At 63.0% G+C, this 22,160-nt stretch carries 22 protein-coding genes; 16 read left to right on the forward strand and 6 right to left on the reverse strand.

Annotated elements, in window-relative coordinates:
• The first annotated feature begins 206 nt into the window (after positions 1-206).
• From dnaJ to C480_RS14615, 5 genes are all read left to right on the forward strand, one after another.
• Positions 207-1,394, forward strand: coding sequence for a molecular chaperone DnaJ (gene dnaJ, locus C480_RS14595; RefSeq protein ID WP_006666388.1), 1,188 nt, complete (start codon positions 207-209; stop codon positions 1,392-1,394).
• Positions 1,395-1,464: 70 nt separating this feature from the next.
• Positions 1,465-2,229: a hypothetical protein gene (locus C480_RS14600; RefSeq protein WP_006666389.1), complete on the forward strand. Its 765-nt coding sequence runs from the start codon at positions 1,465-1,467 to the stop codon at positions 2,227-2,229.
• A gap of 75 nt (positions 2,230-2,304) precedes the next feature.
• Positions 2,305-2,874, forward strand: coding sequence for an NAD(P)/FAD-dependent oxidoreductase (locus C480_RS14605; protein WP_006666390.1), 570 nt, complete (start codon positions 2,305-2,307; stop codon positions 2,872-2,874).
• Between the two features lie 75 nt (positions 2,875-2,949).
• Entirely contained in the window at positions 2,950-3,459 is a 510-nt protein-coding gene (locus tag C480_RS14610; protein WP_006666391.1) for a YciE/YciF ferroxidase family protein, read from the forward strand.
• Positions 3,435-3,827 carry a MoaD/ThiS family protein gene (locus C480_RS14615; RefSeq protein ID WP_006666392.1) on the forward strand — a complete coding sequence of 131 codons (393 nt, stop codon included), beginning with the start codon at positions 3,435-3,437 and terminating at the stop codon, positions 3,825-3,827. The genes C480_RS14610 and C480_RS14615 overlap by 25 nt, the downstream gene beginning before the upstream one ends.
• A 36-nt stretch (positions 3,828-3,863) precedes the next feature.
• On the opposite strand, the gene C480_RS14620 is transcribed toward C480_RS14615, so the two are convergent.
• Both C480_RS14620 and C480_RS23065 read right to left on the reverse strand, forming a co-directional pair.
• The gene (locus tag C480_RS14620; protein ID WP_006666393.1) at positions 3,864-5,540 is read right to left on the reverse strand and encodes an aldehyde ferredoxin oxidoreductase C-terminal domain-containing protein; all 1,677 of its coding nucleotides are present in this window, start codon (positions 5,538-5,540) and stop codon (positions 3,864-3,866) included.
• A 169-nt stretch (positions 5,541-5,709) separates the two neighbouring features.
• Positions 5,710-6,054 carry a hypothetical protein gene (locus tag C480_RS23065; protein ID WP_152424059.1) on the reverse strand — a complete coding sequence of 115 codons (345 nt, stop codon included), beginning with the start codon at positions 6,052-6,054 and terminating at the stop codon, positions 5,710-5,712.
• 317 nt (positions 6,055-6,371) lie between these two features.
• On the opposite strand from C480_RS23065, the gene C480_RS14625 reads away from it, so the two are divergent.
• Positions 6,372-7,310 carry a hypothetical protein gene (locus tag C480_RS14625; protein WP_006666394.1) on the forward strand — a complete coding sequence of 313 codons (939 nt, stop codon included), beginning with the start codon at positions 6,372-6,374 and terminating at the stop codon, positions 7,308-7,310.
• Between the two features lie 179 nt (positions 7,311-7,489).
• Positions 7,490-8,137 (forward strand): GNAT family N-acetyltransferase, encoded by a 648-nt coding sequence (locus C480_RS14630; protein ID WP_006666395.1) that lies wholly within the window; start codon positions 7,490-7,492, stop codon positions 8,135-8,137.
• Here C480_RS14630 and C480_RS14635 read toward each other — a convergent pair whose 3' ends face one another.
• Complete coding sequence (locus C480_RS14635; protein ID WP_006666396.1) at positions 8,138-8,362, reverse strand: hypothetical protein; 225 nt, start codon at positions 8,360-8,362, stop codon at positions 8,138-8,140.
• A gap of 216 nt (positions 8,363-8,578) precedes the next feature.
• Between C480_RS14635 and C480_RS14640 the strand changes: the two genes are divergently transcribed.
• From C480_RS14640 to mce, 4 genes are all read left to right on the forward strand, one after another.
• The gene (locus C480_RS14640; protein WP_006666397.1) at positions 8,579-8,860 is read left to right on the forward strand and encodes a hypothetical protein; all 282 of its coding nucleotides are present in this window, start codon (positions 8,579-8,581) and stop codon (positions 8,858-8,860) included.
• Between the two features lie 165 nt (positions 8,861-9,025).
• Positions 9,026-10,708, forward strand: coding sequence for an acyl-CoA mutase large subunit family protein (locus C480_RS14645; protein WP_006666398.1), 1,683 nt, complete (start codon positions 9,026-9,028; stop codon positions 10,706-10,708).
• A 170-nt stretch (positions 10,709-10,878) separates the two neighbouring features.
• The gene (locus tag C480_RS14650) at positions 10,879-13,488 is read left to right on the forward strand and encodes a PQQ-dependent sugar dehydrogenase (RefSeq protein WP_006666399.1); all 2,610 of its coding nucleotides are present in this window, start codon (positions 10,879-10,881) and stop codon (positions 13,486-13,488) included.
• 320 nt (positions 13,489-13,808) lie between these two features.
• Positions 13,809-14,192: a methylmalonyl-CoA epimerase gene (mce, locus tag C480_RS14655; protein ID WP_006666400.1), complete on the forward strand. Its 384-nt coding sequence runs from the start codon at positions 13,809-13,811 to the stop codon at positions 14,190-14,192.
• Between the two features lie 87 nt (positions 14,193-14,279).
• Here the strand turns inward: mce and C480_RS14660 are convergent, their stop codons facing one another.
• Positions 14,280-14,474, reverse strand: coding sequence for a cold-shock protein (locus tag C480_RS14660; protein WP_006108691.1), 195 nt, complete (start codon positions 14,472-14,474; stop codon positions 14,280-14,282).
• A 482-nt stretch (positions 14,475-14,956) separates the two neighbouring features.
• On the opposite strand from C480_RS14660, the gene C480_RS14665 reads away from it, so the two are divergent.
• Complete coding sequence (locus tag C480_RS14665; protein WP_006666401.1) at positions 14,957-16,789, forward strand: PGF-CTERM sorting domain-containing protein; 1,833 nt, start codon at positions 14,957-14,959, stop codon at positions 16,787-16,789.
• A gap of 163 nt (positions 16,790-16,952) precedes the next feature.
• Positions 16,953-17,261 carry a zinc ribbon domain-containing protein gene (locus C480_RS14670; RefSeq protein ID WP_049903784.1) on the forward strand — a complete coding sequence of 103 codons (309 nt, stop codon included), beginning with the start codon at positions 16,953-16,955 and terminating at the stop codon, positions 17,259-17,261.
• A gap of 28 nt (positions 17,262-17,289) precedes the next feature.
• Here C480_RS14670 and C480_RS14675 read toward each other — a convergent pair whose 3' ends face one another.
• The gene (locus tag C480_RS14675; protein WP_006666403.1) at positions 17,290-17,943 is read right to left on the reverse strand and encodes an FAD-dependent oxidoreductase; all 654 of its coding nucleotides are present in this window, start codon (positions 17,941-17,943) and stop codon (positions 17,290-17,292) included.
• A 153-nt stretch (positions 17,944-18,096) separates the two neighbouring features.
• Between C480_RS14675 and C480_RS14680 the strand changes: the two genes are divergently transcribed.
• The 3 genes from C480_RS14680 (at position 18,097) to C480_RS14690 (ending at position 21,393) form a co-directional block, all read left to right on the forward strand.
• On the forward strand, positions 18,097-19,851 hold the full coding sequence (locus tag C480_RS14680; protein ID WP_006666404.1) for a 2-oxoacid:acceptor oxidoreductase subunit alpha: 1,755 nt from the start codon (positions 18,097-18,099) through the stop codon (positions 19,849-19,851).
• On the forward strand, positions 19,848-20,720 hold the full coding sequence (locus tag C480_RS14685; RefSeq protein WP_006108696.1) for a 2-oxoacid:ferredoxin oxidoreductase subunit beta: 873 nt from the start codon (positions 19,848-19,850) through the stop codon (positions 20,718-20,720). The genes C480_RS14680 and C480_RS14685 overlap by 4 nt, the downstream gene beginning before the upstream one ends.
• Positions 20,721-20,883: 163 nt before the next feature.
• Positions 20,884-21,393: a GNAT family N-acetyltransferase gene (locus tag C480_RS14690; protein ID WP_006666405.1), complete on the forward strand. Its 510-nt coding sequence runs from the start codon at positions 20,884-20,886 to the stop codon at positions 21,391-21,393.
• A gap of 21 nt (positions 21,394-21,414) precedes the next feature.
• Here C480_RS14690 and C480_RS14695 read toward each other — a convergent pair whose 3' ends face one another.
• Positions 21,415-22,125 carry a DUF6517 family protein gene (locus tag C480_RS14695; RefSeq protein ID WP_006666406.1) on the reverse strand — a complete coding sequence of 237 codons (711 nt, stop codon included), beginning with the start codon at positions 22,123-22,125 and terminating at the stop codon, positions 21,415-21,417.
• Positions 22,126-22,160: the final 35 nt, after the last annotated feature.

Below are 22,160 nucleotides of genomic sequence, written 5' to 3' on the forward strand. Positions count from 1 at the left end.
ACACTTACGTATTGTGTCTTGTGATCGTGACTATCCAGACAGGAAAGAGTCAGCGGCGGATCGTCTCCCAGCACGGAGTGTCCCGAGTTCAGCCGCCGGGTGTCCGATCAGTTGACGGGGCGTACCGGCCGGAGACGAGACACGGTCGATCGTTTTCGGGGAACGGTCGTTTCAAGTGGCTCAACCGAGTATCGGTAGAACAACGAATGAGCGAGGACTTCTACGACGTACTCGGTGTGAGTCCGGACGCGGACACCGAGGAGATCAAACAGGCGTACCGGAAGAAGGCCACGGAGTACCATCCGGACGTCAGCGACGACCCGGACGCCGAGGAGAAGTTCAAGAAGATCCAGAAGGCAAAACAGGTTCTGACCGACGAGGAAAAGCGTCAGGCCTACGACCGCATGGGCCACGACCGCTACGAACAGGCCGAGAAACACGGCTTCGACGCCAGCGAGGGCGGTATGGGTGGCGGTATGGGCGGCGGCCCGTTCGGCGGCATGGGCGGTGGCGGCATGGGCGGTGGCGGCATGGGTGGCGGCGGTCTCGGCGACATCTTCGAGCAAGTCTTCGGGGGCGGCGGCCGCGGCGGCGGTCGGGGTCGCCGTCGACCGCAGAAGGGCCGCGACCTGCGCACCGAACTCGATATTGAACTCGAGGAGGCCTTCGAGGGCGTCGAGAAGCAGTTCTCCGTCGAGCGCCCCGAGGAGTGCGATGACTGCGGCGGCGAGGGCCACCCGCCGGACGCTGAGTCTCGAACCTGTCCGGAGTGTCAGGGTCGCGGGCAGGTGACGCAGGTCCAGCAGACGCCGCTCGGCCGCGTCCAGCAGACGACGACCTGCCCGCAGTGTGAGGGCGAGGGGACCCTCTACTCGGAAACCTGCGACTCCTGTCGAGGCGAGGGCTACGTCCGCAACGAAGCGACGCTCACCGTCGAGGTGCCGGCTGGCATTCAGGAGGGCCAGACGCTCCGGATGGAGGGTGAGGGTGCGCCCAGTCCCGATGGCGGGCCCCACGGCGACCTGCTGATCGACGTTGCGATCCGCGAGCACGACGAGTTCGAGCGCGACGGGGACGACCTGCGCTACCGGTTGCCGATTTCGTTCCCGCAAGCGACCTTCGGCGACACGATCGAGGTGCCGACGCTCGACGGGGCCGTCGAGTTCGACGTGCCGCGGGGCACCCAGAGCGGGGAGACGTTCCGGATACAGGGCAAGGGGATGCCGCGGCTTCGCCGGCGCGGACAGGGCGATCTCTACGTGAAGGTGCAAGTCGTCACGCCGGACTCGCTCAACGAGGAGCAACGCGAGGCCCTGGAGGCGTTTGCCGAGGCGGGCGGGGACGAAATCGAGGTCAACGAAGGCTTCTTCGAGCGGATCAAGCGCGCGTTCTGAGCGGCGACTCGGCGCTCGCTCGGCCGCTCGTTTCGGCGCGCTTTTTTCATCGCGGGACCCAGTGACGGGTATGACCGAGCGTGTCGCGACAGTCGACGAGTTGTTCGGCAGGGATCGCCGCGGTGACCGGACGGTCCTCGTCGACGGAACGGGCCGCGAGTTCGACGCACACTGGCTGTGTACGACGACCTGGAAGGCCGGCAACTTCCTGCGACACGCGGGCGTTCACGAGGGGACGACCGTCGGCGTCGTCGGCAGCGGCCCGCTCGCCCTGCTCGCGTGTTTCGGGACGACGCTACTCGGCGGCAAGACGCACTTCGAGCCGCCGGCCGACCTCGGCGACGCGGACGACCTGCAGGCGCTGGTCGCACCCGTCGACGATATCGAGGCAGGACGCTACGACCTGCCGCGGGGAACCGGCAAACTCGGATACGGCGACGAGCCGACCACACCGGGTGTCAGGCACTTCGATGCCGGCCTCTGGAGCGAGAACCCGTCGTTTCCGCCGCAGATGCTCGATCCAGACACGGCGCTACTGACCGACGGCAAACGGACGGTGAGCCACGCGAGTGCGATCGAGACTGCTCGAGCGGTCATCGACGAGTTCGAACTCGAGGCGGGCAAGCGCGTCGTCGTCCGCGAGTCGCTCGCCGACCCGCGAGTCGCGGTCGCGGGCGTCCTCGCACCGCTGCTCGCGAAGGCCGTGGTCGTCCTTCCGGCGGACGGGGACCCGCCCGAATTGGCCCCTGCAGACGAGCGTGGGGCGGTCGCCGTCTCACGGACGACACGACCGGAACGCATACAACTCGATCCGACTGCGATATCGCTCTTGTAACGCGTCACACCGCGGCGCGAACGAATAATAATTCGGACAGAATCATTTAACTGTACGTTCGTCCATACGTGACGTATGGCAGATGTTGCTATCGTCGGCGGGGGTCCCGCCGGTCTAAGCGCCGCCCTTTTCACTGCAAAGAACGGTCTCGAGACGGTCATTTTCGACACCGACGACACGTGGATGCACAAGGCCCACCTGTTCAACTACCTCGGCGTCCGCAGTCTCAGCGGGGACGAGTTCCTCGAAATCGCCCGCGGACAGGTCGAGGACCGCGGTGGCTCGATCAACGGCGACGAACCGGTCGTCGGCATCGAACAGACGGACAACGGGTTCCACATCGAAACCGAGGCCGACGAGTACGAGGCGACCTACGTCGTGCTCGCGACCGGCGCGGATCGATCGCTCGCCGAAGAACTCGACCTCGCGTTCGACGACGAGGACACCGTCGACGTCGACCTCGACATGGAGACGAGCGTCGACGACCTGTACGCGACTGGTGCGATGGTGCGCGCCGAGGAGTGGCAGGCCGTCATCGCGGCCGGCGACGGTGGCTCGGCGGCGCTCGACATCCTCAGCAAGGAGAAAGGCGAACACTTCCACGACTTCGATACGCCCGCCGACGTGCCGTCGCTCAGCGAGTGAGCGGCCGTTACCGCCACTCCACGGCCTGCACGTTCGGGCCTCGCGACTAACTCCCTGCTCGGTGGACGAACGCATATGGAGTTCACCGACTTCGAGGACGTGTTCGTCCACAAACTCGCCCAACAGTACTACATCGAACAGGAACTCGTCGGCACGCTCGACGAGATGGCGATCAACGCGACCAACGACCGATTGAGCGACGGGTTCGCCGATCACCGCGACGAAACCCGAACCCAGGTCGGGCGGATCGAAGACGTGTTCGCGGCGCTCGACCGACCCGCGGAGGCCAGAGACGCCCCCGTCCTCGACGCGCTCGAGGAGGAACGGACCGAACTCGAACAGGCCATCACGGACGACGACCTGCTGAATATGGTCTACCTGAACGCGGGGATGATGACCGAACGCATCGAGATGACCGCCTACGAAGGGCTATCGATGATGGCGGACCGACTCGAGTACGACAGGGCGGTCACCGCCCCGATCGAATCGAACTACGACGAGGAGAAATCGGCGTACCGCGAGCTCGAGACGATGGCGACGGCCTCGGAACTGAAATCGCTGTGGGATCGGCTGACTCCGTCGTAACCGATCGGATCGAACCGCCGTTTCTCACCGCAGTCCTCCGCCGGTCGACCCGTCGACTACAAGAGACCGCGCGCCGAACTCCCCGTGTGCAACTCGAGTGCGTCTTCTTCGGCCCGTTCCGCGACGCCGTCGGCACGAAAACCGTCCACTACGAGACGACCGCCGAAGCCGTCGGCGACCTCCTTCGCGAACTCGAAGCCGAGTTCAGCGAACTCGACGGCGAACTCGTTGCCGCCGACGGCTCGGAACTCGCGGGCGATACCGTCGTGACGCTCGATAAGCGAAACGTGACCCACATCGACGGACTGGACACGCGACTGCGGGAGGACGCCGTGATCCGGCTAGTGCCATCGGTGTACGGTGGCTGACCGCCAACCGGAAAGAAACAACCGGCAACCTGCACGTCAATCAGCGGATGGAACGGCCGAATCCGCCGTGGCTCGGTCCGCAACCGTTCCGTCGTGATTCCAGCCGCGAGCGTCGTAATACTCCGTGAGTGCGTCCTCGAGATCCGGAATCTCGTAGGGAAGTCGATCGTCGTCGCGGTCGAGGCCGCGCCGGTTGTTGAAGTGCCGTTCGCGTTCGACCGTTCGTGCGCCGATGTCGAGAAGCGTCGTGTAGTCGGCGTCGAACAACGCTTCGAGTCGGTCCTCGGTGACGTAATCGCTCCCGAACGCGCAGATAATTCCCGTGTCGCGGAACACGTTGTGATTCTCCATCGCGACGAGCGTCTCGGCCTTGCCGAGGGTGCCCTCGGGATCGAGTTCACCGCTGTACTCGAGGCCTAGCATGCCGGCGTACATGTGATCCGCGCCGCGGTTCGCGACGGCGTAGGAGAGTCCCTGCCCGTGCAGGACGCGCCCGTCGTGGGCGGCGAACTCCATGCCCTTCACGGTGTAATCGTCGACGTTGAGATCGTCGTGACAGCGGGCGACCCCCTCCGCGAGCAGATCGCCGATGCCCTCCCGGTGGGCGATCTGCGCCGTGATCTCCCGCGCGAGTTCAGCGTTGCCGAACTCGTCCTCGCTCGCGAGGTAGGCCGCGACGGTGACGCCCGCGGAGATGGTGTCCATCCCGAGGGTATCGCACAGGTCGTTTGCCTGCATCACGTCGACGATGTCGTCGACGCCCTGCAGCGAACCGAAGGAATAGACGGTTTCGAACTCCGGTCCTTCCGTCTCGACGCCGCGGTCTTCGTCCCGGGTCGGGAGTTTGCAGGCGTAGGCACAGGCCGAGCACGCGCCCTTCTTGTATTTCTTTGCCTCGACCGCATCGCCGCCGATGTGTGCTGCGTTCTCGAACTCGTAGTCCTCGAAGTACCGCGTCGGCAGCGAGAAGTTGTCGTTGATGAACTCCGTGCTGCCGGTCGTCCCCTGGCGGCGCATCAGGTCGTCCGATTGGGCGGCCTCGCGGTGGACAGCCGTCGTCGGGGAACTCGGGATGTCGACCTCGACGGCGTCCTTTGCGTCGCCCTCGAAGGTGACGCACTTGACGTTCTTCGAGCCCAGGACGGCACCGAGTCCGCCGCGACCGAAGGCCCGCGAGTCGAAGGTCATCACCGACGCGAAGCGAACGAGGTTCTCGCCGGCGGGACCGATCGCGATGCAGTGCTCGGGACCGAGACCGTGATGTTCGTCCATGTAGTCCGACGTTTCGGGTACCGTCGCACCCGCGAGTTCAGGAACCGGCTCGAACTCGACGCCGGAATCGGTGACGTGGACGGCGAGCGGCTCGTCGCTCTTCCCGGTGAGTTCGAGGACGCTGATGGCCGTGTCGACGAAGTTGCGCGAGAGGTAGCCGCCGGCGTTGGTCGAGACGAGGCCGTCGGTCAGCGGCGAGAGGCCGGTCATGTTCATGCGGCCGGTAAAGGACATCCTGGACTGCTGGAGCGGGCCGGTCGAGAGGTAAGCGCGGTTTTCTGGGCCAAACGGGTCCGCGTCGAACGGGATGCGTTCGTGGGCGAGGGCGGTCGCCGTCGCCCGCCCGCCGACGGTGTCGGCGAGCAGGTCCTCGATGGACGTCTCGGTGGCCGTTCGCTCGCCGACGTCGACGGTGAGCAGCGGGCCGTTCGCGTGGAGCATAGCGAACAGTTATCCATGAAAGACCTTAGCTGTAAGCCACCGAACTAGTTCGCGTCGCTGTCCTGACGGGTTGTCGCTGCTACTGGAACGCGAGGACACCGGGAACCCAGCCGCGAATATGTAATAATCCTCCTGTTTGTTACTTTAAATATGACTGTGCCACAACACATCAAATGGTGTCACAACTGTCTGATACAAAAATCTCAGTGCGATCCGCTTCTCGAATATCAATATGAACCTGACCACAATCAGTATCAATACTGTTCGAAAAGTCAAATTCCTCGAGTGAGGATCCAGAAATACCGTATTCGATTCTATACGCCCCCGGTTCTGAAGGGAGATCCTCTTCTACGACAAAGGAAGGGACAGTAACATCATCAGAATTTGGCTCTATTCTCATAGATTTATCATAGACTAGGGATTCACTCTCGAATATTTGTATCTCAAAGGAGACCGCTGAAGATGAGAAGTTTCCGACAGCAACTCTAGCAAGTCTTGTCTCTTGGTTGTTCATCACGCATCCCGAAGTAATAGGTATCAGAGACAGACTAGCGAGTGCCGTTCGTCGCTTCATATACTGTATCCTCTTATGTTGAGATATAAATCATTATCCCATATCAGGAATGATCAGCGCGACGCTCAGCGAAACGGTTTCGCTACTGTTCGGACGAAGATATCATCGGTCGATATAAAATCGAATGTCTACAGCGGTCATACGATCCAGCGTTCACCCTCTCGCGTCCGTCTCCGATCGAGTACGCAAGCGACACGACACACCCCGGCGCAGCTGCCTGCCCCCGCTTTTTGGTCCCCGCGAGTGGAGGTCGCGATATGAACGACGAGCGCTGGACCGCCCTCAGAACCCAGTGTGAAACGCTCGACCCCGGCACTGAACTCGAGACGCCGGTCTCGGACCGTCGGTTCAGCGTCGTCCGAACCGCCGGTGATCGGATCGCCGTCCGCTTCGAGGACAGCGGCGAGGAACGCCCGCTCTGGCGCGACCAGTTCGACGTGTTCGTCGACCAACTTGCAAACACCCAGGTCGCCGTCGCCGACCTCCAGCCGAGCGTCGAGCCCTACGCCGTCGTCGTCACGCTCGCCCCCGAGTTCACCGTCGCGGACGACGCGATCGTCTCCGATCCAGAGGCGGCCGTCGCCGGCGAGAGTCCGTTTCTCGTCTCCGCGGTCGAGGCGCGAACCCAGCCCGAACGCGTGCACGACGACGCGCTGTTGCTCGCGGCATTGCTCGACGGTCTCGACGATATCGACGACGCGGCCGATCCCTCGTCCCTCGAGACGGACCCACTGACCGACCTGTACGTCCTCTCCTCGGACGTGCAACGAGGCACGGATCGTCTCCGCGGATCGGCGCGGGACGCACTGCTCGACAGACTGGGCCCGGACCAGGAACTTCACGGCCGGTACGGGACCGTCCGCCGGACGGTTCGCGAACGCCGGCGGCCGCTGGACGAGGAGACGGTGTTCGATGCCCTCGACGAGTACGAGATCCCGCGCGAGTGGGTCCTCGGGATCGATCCGGAGAAACTCGACGTGGTCCTCTCGGTGACCGATCTCACCGCCGAGGAGGTCTACGAGACTCGGGAGAGCGTCTACGTGCAGAAAACGAGCGTCGACGAGGACGAGAAGTACTCGCGACTGCAGGGACTCATCGATCGGGTCGCCGCACTCGAGGGCGAGGAAGGCGAGTCCATTCGCGAGGAGTTAGACGAAATCGAATCGCGGCTCGAGGCCGCGCTCGCGAGCGGGTAGTGGGCAGCTGTTGCCCGCGGTGTCAGTCGTCCCATGCTGTGACGGTGTCCGCAGGCATCGCCCACACCGATCTCGAGTTCGGTCGCCGGTTTGTGTTGGTGGTTGTGAGCAATCGAACGTGATCGAGACGGGGTAGACTCCCACAAACCCTTTTGGCCATCAGTGCCGTACGTCGAATCATGTACGTGCGGGACGCGAAAAACAGGGAAGAGGTCTGGCTGCTCGATCATATCGAGTCGATGGGGCTCGACGACACGGCGTTCCGCTCGCGCGACTACGTCGTCGCCGTGGACGAAGAGTCCGGGGAAAAGGCCGGGTTCGGCCGGATACGAATTCACAAGGATCACAGCGGGACCGAGACGGGCGAGAGCGACGACGGTGACGGTACCGAGACTGGGGCGGCCCGAGAGGGGCCTGCCGAAGTCTGCGAACTAACCAGTATCGGCGTGCTCGAGTCCTGGCGCGGACAGGGCGTCGGCGCTCACGTCGTCGAACGACTGATCGAGTACGCCAGCGACGAGGGGTTCGACACGGTCTACTCGCTGACCGGCGAGAGCGCCTACTTGGCCCAGTTCGGCTTTCGGCGAATCGAGGAATCGCAACTCCCGGCGGTCCTGCAGGAGCGCCTCTCGGAGAAGCGCAACCGAACCGACCCCGATGCCGTCGCACTCGCTATCGATGTCGACCAGTTCCGGATGCCGGACCGCCTTCGAGAGGCGTTCAAACGCGCACCGGAAGGCCGGTCGACGGCCTCGGACGACGACTCCGCCGAGGACTTCGGGATCGATCCCGACTCGGCGACCTACAAGTACGATACCGGACGGTAGTCACGGCTGTCGGTCGAACCCGTGGCGGAACGCGACCCACGCGATCGCGCTCACGCCGAGAATCGGCGGCAGAATCACGAATCCCCACAGCGGATCGAGTCCCCACCAGATCAGGATGACGAGATAGAACAGTCCGATCAGGAGAAACGGCAGCACGTACAGCGCCGCTCGACGCCGATTGCGCGGTTCATCGGTTGTCGATTGTGGCGGAAGCGACGACCCCATATCGGTGATTCAGTCACGGAAGACAAAAACGGATGTGGCGATTATATTGAGAGTCTCGGAATCGATCACGTCCGAGTAAGGACACTCTCGACCGAGCGAACCACCGATCTGATACGGAATGCCACACAGCGATGAACTCAACTATTGAGAACGGGACGAAAACAGATACCAGCACAGCGAGCAATAAAGCAGACACGGAGACAGCCCAAGCTACCCATGGACACTGACGACACCACCCGTGTCTGGCTTGTCGAACGCACCTACTCGGACGACGAACTCAACCTCATCATCCTGGTGTACGCCACGACGGACGGACGCCACTACCACCGTCGAGAACGCGCGCTTCCGAGTTTTACGGGACCGGCTCGCGAGACGAAAGCCGGGCTCTCGGTGACGGCCGACGAACTCGGAACGGTCGATGACCACTCGACGCGAGAGCGCTACGCCGCCGAAGCCACGCGTGTCGCCGAAGAACACGACCCCGCTGACGCTATTTGAAACCGATCTCGTTCGCCACGGCAGGTACTCCGATCCGACTGGCTGACGAGACGCGCAGTCGAACGAACTCGATCACCGACGGTCTCGCACAGTCCGCTCGCTATTCGATGGCAAACAAGGCGCGTTCATCAACCTTCAAGCCCTGTCCGGTCGACGCTATTCATAATGTTCGATCCCGACGAACTCGAGGAGATCCGCGCCGGACGGGACGACTGGCAGGAGACGGAGGTCGACCCGATCCTCGACCGATTCGGTGAACGCCAGGAGACGTTCACGACGGATACGGGCGGTCAAGAGGTCGATCGCCTCTATACGCCCGCCGACGTGGCCGACCTCGATTACCAGGACGATCTCGGCTATCCGGGCGAGCCACCCTATACACGCGGCGTCTACTCGACCGGCTATCGTGGCCGACTGTGGACGATGCGCCAGTACGCCGGCTTCTCGACGCCGGCGGACACCAATGAACGCTATCACTACCTGCTCGATCAGGGCCAGACCGGACTCTCGATGGCCTTCGACCTCCCGACGCAGATGGGCTACGACTCCGACGCGGACATGGCCGCCGGCGAGGTCGGCAAGGCCGGCGTCGCCATCGACTCGCTCGCGGACATGGAGACCGTCTTCGACGGCATCCCGCTGGACGAAGTCTCCACCTCGATGACGATCAACGCGCCCGCGTCCGTCCTGCTCGCGATGTACATCGCCGTCGGCGACCAACAGGGCGTCGACCGCGAGGAGCTTCGGGGTACCATCCAGAACGACCTCCTGAAGGAGTACATCGCCCGCAACACCTACATCTACCCGCCCGAGCCCTCGATGCGGATCATCACGGATATCTTCGAGTTCTGCGCCGAGGAAACCCCGAAGTTCAACACCATCTCCATTTCGGGCTATCACATCCGCGAGGCCGGGTCGACGGCCGCCCAAGAACTCGCCTTCACCCTGGGGAACGGCATCGAGTACGTCGAGGCGGCGATCGACGCCGGCCTGGACGTCGACGAGTTCGCGCCGCAGCTCTCTTTCTTCTTCAACGGGCACAACAACATCTTCGAGGAGGTGGCGAAGTTCCGCGCCGCCCGCCGAATGTGGCACGATATCATGGACGAGCGCTTCGACGCGCAGAACCCCAAATCGAAGCAACTCAAGTTCCACACCCAGACGGCGGGCTCGATGCTGACGGCCCAGCAGATCGAGAACAACGTCGTCCGGGTGGCCTACCAGGCGCTCGCGGCGGTGCTGGGCGGCACCCAGTCACTCCACACCAACGGGAAGGACGAAGCCCTCGCGCTGCCGACCGAGGAGTCCGTCCGGACCGCGCTACGCACCCAGCAGATCCTCGCCCACGAGTCGGGTGCGGCAGATACCATCGACCCGCTCGCCGGCAGCTACTACGTCGAATCGCTGACCGACGACGTCGAGGAATCGGCCTACGAGATTCTGGACGAAGTCGACAGCCGCGGCGGGATGTTAGACGCCGTTGAACAGCAGTGGGTCCAGCGCCAGATCCAGGACACCGCCTTCGACCGCCAGAAGGAAATCGAGGACGACGAGCGGATCATCGTCGGCGTCAACGAGTTCGAGGTCGACGAGGACCCCGAGATGGACGTCCAGGAGGTCACCGAGGAGGACGAACGACGACAGATCGACAACGTCGAGTCCGTCCGCGAGGACCGGGACGGGGAAACCGTCGACGCGGCGCTCGAATCCCTGCGCGAGGCCGCACGAGACGGAGACAACCTCATGCCGTACATCATCGAGGCGGTGAAGGCGTACGCGACGGTCGGGGAAATCTGTAACGTGCTCCGCGACGAGTTCGGGGAATATCAACCCGGCAGTGCGGTGTAGGCAGAAGCCGCTATTAGGCGGGAGTAATCCCCGTTTAGGTATCGTCGTCTCCCCGCCGCGCTCGAACGTGAGCGCCGCGTTTCGGAGCCAATACGCGATTGACCCGCAAATTCGAAGGAACGGTCGCTGTTGTTTATCCAATCACCAGCCGACGCGGTGGTGAGTGCACGATGAGCAAGCACGAGCACGAACGCGATTCTGAACCGACGGGCGAGGACATCGATGAGTACGAGTACGATTCCGACTATCACCGGTCGGACACCACCTCCTGGTTGCCCACACGACGGCGAATGCTCCAGGCGACCGCCGCCGCGGGCGGTCTCACCGCCGTCAGTTCGCTCGGGCTCGCCCAGGACGGCGAGACGATCGAACTCGGCGGCGAGACGAGCGGCTGGCAGGGCGTCGCTCCCAGCGATATCGAGGGCGAAACGAACCCCACGCTCGAACTCGAGGCGGGAACGACCTACGAACTCACGTGGGAAAACCTGGACGGCCTGGCGCACAACGTCGTCATCGTCGACGGCGACGGCGGTGAACTCGAACGCACCGAACTCATGAGCGAAGAGGGCGAGACACAGACGCTCGAGTTCGAGGCGACGAGCGAGATGGCGGAGTACTACTGCGAGCCCCATGCGGGGACGATGCGAGGGGACATCTCGATCGGCGGGAACGGCGGGGCCGACGACGGAACGGAGGAGGAGACGGACGCCGAACCGTTCTTCCAGCCCGGAGCGGAGATCGGCCTGCAGACGATCGGCGAGGGGATGACGGCACCCACGGACTTCGCCGCCGTCGAAGGCGAGGACCGATACTTCGTCGCCGACCAGACGGGCGAGCTCTGGGTCATCGACGGCGATGGCGTTCAGGACGAGCCGTTCATCGACGTGAGCGACCGCCTCGTTGAACTCGGGACGTTCGAGGGGAGTTACGCGGACCCGGATCAGGACTACGACGAGCGGGGACTGCTCGGCGTCGAGTTGCATCCGGAGTTCACCGACAACGGACGATTCTTCCTGCACTACAGCGCGCCGCCGAACGACGAGACGCCAGAGGGCTGGAGCCACGTTGAAGTTGTCGCCGAGTTCCAGGCGAACGACGATCTGACGCAGGGGGAACCGGATTCCGAACGAGTGCTGATGGAGTTCCAGAAGCCCCAGTACAACCACGACGCCGGGCCGATGGCGTTCGGTCCGGACGGTTGCCTGTACGTGCCGATGGGCGACGGCGGCGGGGCGAACGACGATATGGAGGGCCACGTCGAGGACTGGTACGACGAGAACGCCGGCGGAAACGGACAGGACGTAAGCGAGAACCTCCTCGGCGGGATTCATCGAATCGACGTCAACACCGAAGGGGCGGGGGCCGGTGATACTGGTACTGAGACCGATACCGGTGGCGATAGTGAAGACGGTGTCAGTACCGACGACGAAATGGAAACGGACACCGAGTCGGAGACGGCATCGGATTCCGAACTCGGCAACGAAACCGAGACTGAGACGGACGATTACGGGGCCGAGAACGAGACTGAGACGGAGACAGAAACGGAAACGGACGCGGGGACGGAGACCGAGGAGACGGAAACCGACACCGAAACCGACACCGATCCCGGAACCGGCGACAAACCGTACGGCATTCCGGAGGACAATCCCCTCGTCGACGAGGAAGAGGGCCTCGACGAGTACTACGCGTGGGGCTTCCGAAACCCGTTCGGCATCTCGTTCGACAGCGAGGGGCGACTGTTCGCCTCCGACGCCGGACAGGACCTCTACGAGGAGGCAAACATCGTCGAATCCGGCGGCAACTACGGCTGGAACGTCAAGGAGGGAACGCACTGCTTCAGCACGGACACGCCGAGCGATCCGCCGGAAGACTGTCCCGACACGGCCACCGACGAAGCGCCGTACAACGGGCAGGAACTCCAGGACCCGATCGTCGAGTATCCCCACGTCTACGACGGCGAGATGGTCGGGATCACGATCATCGGCGGCCACGTCTACGAGAGCAGCCAGATCGAAGATCTCCAGGGCAAGTACATCTTCGGCGACTGGACCGCCGACCCGTCGCGCCAGGAACCCGCCGGCCGACTGCTCGCGGCGACCGATCCCGACGGCACGACGGGCGGCGACGCTGAAACCGGTGATGAGACGACCGACGAGGGGACCACCGACGATACGACCGACACCGGCACCGAAACCGCAGACGACACCACCGACACCACGGACACTGCGGACAATACGACCGAATCGGCCGACACAACCGGCAACGAAACCGCCGACAACACCACCGCAGAGAACGGAACCGACGGGATGGCCGACTCGAACGAGACGGCCACCGATGAAACCGAGAACGGAACGACCGACGACACCGTTGACAACGGGGCCGCTGACGACGGGACCACCGACAACGGGGCCACCGACGACCAGGCAGTCCCGCGCGACGAACTCTGGGAGATGGAAGAACTCCAGGTCTCGGGCACCGACGACGGCTCGTTCCCCTACTTCGTCCGCCAATTCGGCCAGGACTCCGACGGCAACGTCTACGTCCTCGCCAACCGGGAGGGCGTCCCAGAAGGCGATACCGGCGTCGTCATGGAGTTCGTCGCGCCCGACGAGGGCGAAGAACTCTCGATGCCGGATACCGAGGGTGCGGAGGAACAGGAGACGGACGAAGAAGCGACCGAAGACACGCAGGATGAACCCGTCGAAGAGGGCGAAAACGGCAACGAAACCGCCGAGAACGAGTCCACCGAAACCGACGGCAACGAAACGATCGAGGAGTAACGCGAGTCGGAACCGCTAGCCGCTCGCGAACCGAACACCTTCTTTTGACTGCGCGACAGGTGGTGGGTCGCTCCGCGTTCGAAGTCCCGCCGAACGATTCACACCCAGAAAACTCGAATTGACGCGGCTGTAGGCGGTCGCTAGAGTGCAATCGTCCCGGTAACTGTCAGGGCGTTTCACGTCCACCTCGGAAGCGATCCCCTACAGACGTACAACCGAGCGACGATCGGCCGCGGCGCGATCCGACGGCCATCGCGATCCCCCTCGTGAGACCTGCAGCAACCCTTCGATATTTGCCGTTGCCCGAACACACCTCTGCCATGCACTTCGACCACGCCGGCATCGCCACCGAGAACGCAACTGAACTCGCCGACCGCTACGCCGCCCTGTTCGGCCTCGAAATCGCGCACGAGGAGACGTTCGACGGCATGCGCGTCGTCTTCCTCGACTGCGGAAACGGCTACTTCGAACTCCTCGAACCAACTGATGGGGGGACCATCGCCCAATACATAGAATCGAACGGTGCCGGCATCCACCACCTCGCCCTCGCGACCGACGACATCGACGACGCACTCGACACCGTCCGCACCCACGACGTCACTCTCGTCGACGAGGAGCCGCGCCCCGGTGCCTGGGGCCACACCGTCGCGTTCTTGCACCCGGCGGATACCGGCGGGATTCTGATCGAACTCGTCGAGCACTGAACGACGTAGCCACCGCTCAGCCACAACGTTGGCACTCCCTACTCCATCGCGTTCCGCGTAAAATACGAAATTGACTCGTCGGCCGCGTTACAGTCGGGTGACGTTCGTCGCCCGCGGGCCCTTGTCTGCCTGTTCGATGTCGAACTCGAGTTCTGTACCTTCTTCGAGGTCTGGACCGCCAACGTCCTCCATGTGGAAGAATACGTCGTCGTCCGCGTCCTCAGTTTCGATGAAGCCGTAGCCGCCAGTGTCGTTGAAGAAATCGACAGTTCCTTTCGCCATTGCTTTTCAAGAGAGGAGAGTCACACAGATAAGGGTTCCGTAAGGGCCCGCCTACAGGAGTGATACCCGATCACGGCTGACCGTGGCTGAACTCGTCGTAAACACCGTCATCGGCCGTTATCCGCCTGATGAACGTATGTTCACCTCGAGAAAGGATCTGCTAACGCTGCTCGTGATACGCGAAATCCCGCCGGCCCTGAGGAATCCGTCGCTGACTGATGCGGTCTGCTGTAACGATTCCCTCCGCGACCGCGAACCATCCTGCGGTTGCGCCGCAAATGACTTACAGCAGCCCGTATGAACCGACCGACTCGTCGAGTTCAGCCCGCGGTTACGGACAGGGAGTGACGGGTGTGGCACTCACCTTCTTCGCATGTCAATAGTATCCCGAAAGTCACATATAGGATAGAGATTAAATTACTAAGACGATGGGTAGGAAACTCACTAGCGGTCAGTCTTTTCGAAGTATCGTGGCAGTCGTCATGGCTGTCGTACTGATTACGTCCGGGTGTGTCGGTACCGCTCTGGCGGATACGGACGGTGACGAGGCCGATCCGGCCGACGAGGTGTTCATCAACGACGACGGTGACGCCGTGCTCGTCTACAACGAAACGACCGATGAGGACGAAGCTACCGGCGAGTTCGGACTCGACGTGGGCGAATCGGTTGCGTACGCGTTCATCACCGATGACATGGAGGAGGACATCTCCGCGGCGTTCTCGATGGCGCTCGACGACAGCGGTGTCGATTCGTCCGGCTCGCTCACCACCGATCGTCCGGCCGCCATCGACGACTTCTCGATGGATGTCACCGGCGAGCAGACCGCCGAAACCAACGAGTTCGACGCGACACTCGATATGGCGCTCGATACCACCGAAGCCCCGATGGCCAGCGTCGTTCAGTCGGCCTCCTCGTCCGGAGAGGTCGTCTCGAGCGCCGACGAGTTCGCCACCCGCGGTGACTTCGACGTCGAACACGGCATGCCCATGACCGGTCCCGAAACCGGGCTCGACCTCGAGATTACGGACAGCGACGACGGCTACACGATCGCGGTGAGCCAGCAGCAGAACGTCCCCGCGTTCGAAACGGATGAAATGCGAACGAAAGAGAACGCCGCAGCATCGCTTCAGTCCCAGTTTGACGAGGTCACGCAAGAGACCGGCGGCGACGCGACGGTCACCATCGACGAACACGAGTTCACCGAAAACGACGACGGGAGCGGCCACCTCGATATGGCATACACCGTCGAACTCGAGAACGTAACGGACGGGCTCGAACAGACCATCGCAGACGAACTCGCGAGCGATTCCGAACTCGATCTCGACCAGAGCGATGCCGAACAGGTAGCGTCGGATCTCCTCGCCGCTGAACTCGATACGTTCACGCTCTCGTACACCAACGGCGCGGACGGGATCGAGGGCGACTGGAACGTCGCGTTCAGCGGGTTCGAGTCGGCCGTCCCCGCCCTGCTCGATCTCGCCAATTCCGTCGAGGGAATGGACCAGGAGACCCCTGACTACGAAGCGATGTACGAGGCCCAGCAGGAATCCGATCTGACCCAGACGGCAGAATGGGACGTAAGCTACACCTCGGCGGATGCCGAGCAGGCGACGCTCACCGCCAAGTTCACCTCCGAGACGGAAAACTGGGAGGCCTATACGACGGCTCTCGCCGAGCGCGATATCGAGAACCCAGAGTTCTCACTCGATGCGAGCGCCGAGACCGTCGACGACGAAATCGAGATGGAGATGAGCCTCGATGTCTCACAGGAGGACTTCCTCGAGACCGCGATGACCGGCTTGCTGCAGGACTTCGAGAACGATCCGACCGTCGACGAGAACGCAACCGAGTTCGTCTCGGCGTTCGACGAGGCCGATCTTGAACTCGCGAAGTTCGACCTCGAGATGGACAACGGAACGGTTACGATGGAGACGGGCGCGACGTTCGACGATCTCAGCGCCTTCGAGGATCAACTCAGCGACGCTTACCACAACCTCTCGGTCACGCACGTCTACGGCGACACCGACGAGGAGGCGACGTACGTCTACGCGGCCGGCATGGTCGACGGTGATGCGAGCGAAGACGACGTCCGTGCGGAGTCGATCGTCAACGACGAGACCACCGTTCACATGCCCGGCGAGTGGGACGAAGATCACCCGCGACTCGACATGCAACAGGTCACTGACTATCTCGGCATGGAGTCGACCAAGGCCGATACTGAGGAGGGTGACGACGACGGGATGCCAGGATTCGGCGCTGTCGCCGCTCTCGCTGCGCTCCTCTCGACGATGGCGGTAGCTCGATACCGCAACTAACGACGACGCTTTTTTATAGCGGTTTCCGATTTGGCCCCGCTCGTCTCAGGTAGGTGCCGATCTTCCCGCGCTCACCAACGGCCTCGGCCGCCACGACGGCATCGTGTGGCATCGATCCCAACGGTCACAAATACTTATGCGGATCGTCCAACACACTCAACGCATGAGTTTGTTCGAGCGTCTCGGAGAAAAAGTCGAATCCTTCAAGCAGGAAGCCGAGGCGGCACGGGACGAGGCGGCACCGTATCGGTGTCGTGAGTGCGGGGAACGATTCTACAGCGAGCAGGAGACGTGTCCGTCCTGTGGCAGTACTGAACTCGTTGTTCGTGCGGACGACCGCGAGTCCGACTCGGAATCCGGAACCGAGTCCGAAACCGAGTCCGGATCCAACTCCACGTCCGGGTCCGAAGCCGAAGCCAAATCCGAATCCGAATCTACGGTTGAAGGGCAACACGAAGAACCCGACCAGTAACGGCGATCAATTGGTCAGTTGCGAGTGGCTAGCCGAAATTTTCGATGTGGGCCTCGTCGGCATCGCCGCCGGCGTCGTCGATCGTGTCGGCGACGAGCGTGACGAACTCGGCGAAGCCGAAGGCGTACACCGCTCCCTCGTCGAGGTGGGATTCGATCGCGTCGGCGAGTTCAGCGTCGGCGTCGTCGTCGACGACCGTGACGGTCGTGTTCGCCTCACCGTCGTCCTCGAGTTCGTCGAGCCGATCGATGTGGGCGGGATCGTCGTCCTGGTAGAGCACGACGGCGTCGTGGCCGGCGTTGTGAGCGGCTTCGGCGATCGAGATGGCCGGGCCGATGCCGGGGCCGCCGGCGATGGCGACGACATCGTGCGTTCCCTCGTAGGCGATATTGCCGAACGGCCCCTCGATGTGAATGGTTTCGCCGGGTTCGAGCGCGGCGAGCCAGGGCGAGAGATCGCCGTCGGGGTCGACGCCGACGGTGATTTCGAAGGTGTCGGTGACGGACGACGAAGAGAGCGTGTAGTGGCGCGCAATCGGCTCGTCCGCTTCGTCGGGGTGGGCCCGAACGAGGACGAACTGGCCGGGAAGCGCGTCGAACGTGTCGGGAGTCTCGAGTTCGAGAGCGACGGTTTCGGGGCCGACATCACGTACCGATTCGACGGTGACTTGTGTGCCTTCCATACCGGGACGTTCGGCCGGCGCTCGAAAAGGCGTTCCGTTCCCTGGTTCCCCCGCCGAAACCCCGACCAAACGTACAGATTCTGGGGGCTCTCAAGCGGCTTGAATGTGCTTTCAGAAGCCTTTTTATTGGCAGGGAGCAAGGTTCGCCTTAACATGGCTGAGGACCTCAACTGGGCGGTCGGGGGCGAGGCTGGCGACGGCATCGACTCCACTGGGAAGATTTTTGCCCAGGCGCTTTCCCGAGCCGGACGGCACGTATTCACGTCGAAAGACTTCGCATCGCGAATCCGTGGCGGATACACGGCCTACAAGATCCGCACGTCGGTCGACCAAGTCCAGAGCGTCGTCGACCGCCTCGACATTCTCGTCGCGCTCACCCAGCGCACCATCGACGAGAACCTCGATGAACTCCACGAGGGGAGTGCGATCATCTACGACGGCGAGCGTTCCTGGGAGGCGGACATCCCCGAGGACGCAGCCGCTGTCGACGTTCCGCTGAAATCCCTCGCCGAGGACGCCGGTGGGGCGATCATGCGCAACATCGTCGCGCTCGGTGCCGCGTGTGAGATCACCGGCTTCGACGTCGAGTACCTGGACGAAGCACTCGAAAAACGCTTCGGCGGCAAGGGCTCGAAGATCGTCGAGAACAACAAGGAAGCCGCCCGCCTCGGTCAGGAATACGTTCAAGAGAACTACGACCTGGATCTCGGTTACGACCTCGAGACGACCGACAACGACTACGTGTTGCTCAACGGGAACGAGGCGATCGGGATGGGCGCACTCGCCGCCGGCTGCCGGTTCTACGCCGGGTATCCGATCACGCCCGCAACCTCCATCATGGAGTACCTCACCGGTCGCATCGAGGACTACGGCGGCCACGTCGTCCAGGCCGAGGACGAACTCTCGGCGATCAACATGGCCCTCGGTGCCGCGCGGTCCGGCGCGCGATCGATGACCGCGACATCGGGTGCTGGGATCGACCTCATGACCGAGACGTTCGGGCTGGTCGCGACCAGCGAGACGCCGCTGGTCATCACCGACGTCCAGCGCTCCGGCCCCTCGACCGGGATGCCGACGAAGCAGGAACAGGGCGATCTCAACATGGCGCTGTACGGTGGCCACGGCGAAGTGCCGCGGTTCATCGTCGCGCCGACGACAATCACGGAGTGTTTCTGGAAGACAATCGAGGCGTTTAACCTCGCCGAGAAGTACCAGACGCCGGTGTTCCTCGTCTCCGATCTGGCCATGTCTGTGACCGAACAGACGTTCTCACCGGAGGCCTTCGACATGGATGCAGTCGAGATCGACCGCGGCAAACTCGTCGAAGACGACGAGGTCGACGAATGGCTCGATTCCCAGGGTCGCTTCCGCGCCCACGCCGTCACCGACGACGGTGTCAGTCCGCGCGCGATCCCGGGCACGACCGACGGCGCGCACATGTCCACCGGCCTCGAGCACGACGAACTCGGTCGCCGGACCGAAGACCAGGACGAGCGCGTTCAGCAGGTCGACAAGCGATCCCGAAAGGTCGAGACAGCCAAGGAACGAGAGGAGTGGGACTACCGCGAGTTCGGCGACGCCGACGCCGACAATCTCGTCATCTCCTGGGGATCCAACGAGGGTGCCCTGATCGAAGCCCTCGAGTATCTCGAGGACGACGGTATCGATGTGCGCATCATCTCTGTCCCGTACATCTTCCCGCGACCGGACCTGTCAGACGAGATCGATGCTGCAGACGACACGATCGTCGTCGAGTGTAACGCGACCGGCCAGTTCGCCGACGTGATCGAACACGACGTGCTCACTCGCGTCAAGCGCATCAACAAGTACACCGGCGTCCGCTTCAAGGCGGACGAACTCGCCGACGAAATTGCCGACAAACTCTCCCAGGAGGTGCCAGCACAATGAGCTCCCAATCCGACGTTCGATTCACCGACTTCAAATCCGACAAACAGCCCACGTGGTGTCCCGGCTGCGGCGACTTCGGGACGATGAACGGCATGATGAAAGGCCTCGCCGAGACCGGCAACGACCCCGACAACACGTTCGTGGTCGCCGGGATCGGCTGTTCCGGAAAGATCGGGACCTACATGCACAGCTACGCCTTACACGGGGTCCACGGTCGCGCGCTCCCTGTCGGCACGGGCGTCAAGATGGCCCGACCCGACATCGAGGTCATGGTCGCCGGCGGCGACGGCGACGGCTACTCGATCGGGTCCGGCCACTTCGTCCACGCCGTTCGCCGGAACGTCGACATGTCCTACGTCGTCATGGACAACCGCATCTACGGGCTGACCAAGGGGCAGGCCTCGCCGACCTCGCGCTCGGACTTCGAGACCTCGACGACGCCTGAGGGTCCGAAGCAGCCGCCGGTCAACCCGCTCGCGCTCGCGCTCGCCTCGGGTGCGACCTTCATCGCCCAATCGTTCGCCTCCGACGCACTTCGTCACCAGGAGATCATCCAGGAAGCCATCGAACACGACGGCTTCGGCTTCGTCAACGTCTTCAGCCCCTGCGTCACGTTCAACGACGTCGACACCTACGACTACTTCCGCGACTCGCTGGTCGACCTGCAGGAAGACGAGGACCACGACGCGACGAACTACGAGGACGCGAAAGAAGTCATCCTCGACGCCGACAAGGAGTACCAAGGCATTATGTACCAGGACGAGAACTCGGTGCCATACCACGAACAACACGGCGTCACCGAAGACATGTCCGAGATTCCGGACGGCGCACCCGAAGACGCGATGGACCTCGTTCGCGAGTTCTACTAGCTGACCGGTCGCCGCTTGAGTTCGTTTTCTCGCCGGGTTTCGTGGTTCTCTGTTCGTATTTGCGAGTACGATTGCGAGTGGTCGTCGATCGTCGCCAGTCATTTGAATGTCACTTATTCACACCGTCGATTGATTTTTCGGTACCGCCGCCGCAAGCCGATACATGGAGGTTCGGGAGGCCGTTCCGGACGACGCCGATGCGATTCGAACCACCCACGCGGCGTCGATCACAGAACTCGGCACTGAGAGCTACTCGCAGGAACAAGTCGACGCCTGGGCGGCGGGGTGTGAATCCGCGGACTACACCGCCGCCATCGAGTCTCCGGACCACTATCTCGTCGTCGCCGTCGTCGACGGATCGATTCGCGGGTTCGGGTCGCTCGTCGTCGCCGCTCCGGAGGCGGACGAGGCGACCGCGGACGCCGAAGTAACCGCCGTGTACGTTCATCCGAGCGTCGCCCGCGAGGGCGTCGGGTCCCGGATCTACGAATCGCTGGAACGGCGTGCCGGAGAACGGGACATCACAGCACTCGAACTCACGGCCTCGCAAAACGCCGTCGCGTTCTACCGGTCCCACGGCTACGAACGCATCGGCGCGACCCGACACGAGTTCTCCGGCCACGAATCGACGGGCGTCTACGGGACGGTCGTCGAAATGCGGAAAGAACTGTAGCCCGCTCGTCCACTGTGTGGCTCAGACGGGGTGTTCGGCCGACTCGAGCAGTACTTCGACGTTCGCAGATTCCTCCGCGAGCACCTCCGGATGGGTTCCGAGCAGGACGAGCAGATCGTCCTCGTGTACGAACGAGGTCAGGGTGAGTTCCACGTCGATTTTCTCGCCGTCGTACGTCGACTGTCCGAGAAACGTGTCCACGTCCCGCCCGTCGCCGAGAACGTCGAGGCCGAACGACTCCTCGTGTTCGATCCCCTCGATCTGTCCGGCCTCGCTGTCGACCTCGCCGAGCAATCGCTCGACGAGTTCACCGTTGCTCAGATCCTCGAGCGGGTTGAACGACCGGCCGGCGACTTCGACCGCCGGAATCGAGAGCGTCGTGAACAGCGCCGCCTCCCGTTCGCCGCCCAGAATCGAGACGTCCTTGACGTACGTTGACTGCCAGATTCCCGCCTTGAACTCGCGCTCGATGCCTAGGCCAACCTCGGTCGATTTCTCGATCGATCGTTCCTCGACGGACTCTTCGGCGTATCCCGTCTCTTCGAGTGCATCATCGCTCGGCGCGACGCGGTCGCCGCTGAACTCGAGCGGTCCGTTTCCGAGCGCAAAATCGAGACAGCCGGCCGTCAGCGCGAGCGTCCCCGTCGCGCCTGCAGCGAGCAGCGACCGGCGCGATCGAGTCGAAAGATGATTGTTATCGTGACTGTCACGACGGTTTGAACTGGAAGCCATTACCACAGTGTTCGAAACGAGCACCATAGTCGTTA

Source organism: Natrialba aegyptia DSM 13077 (genome assembly GCF_000337535.1).
GTDB classification, from domain to species: domain Archaea; phylum Halobacteriota; class Halobacteria; order Halobacteriales; family Natrialbaceae; genus Natrialba; species Natrialba aegyptia.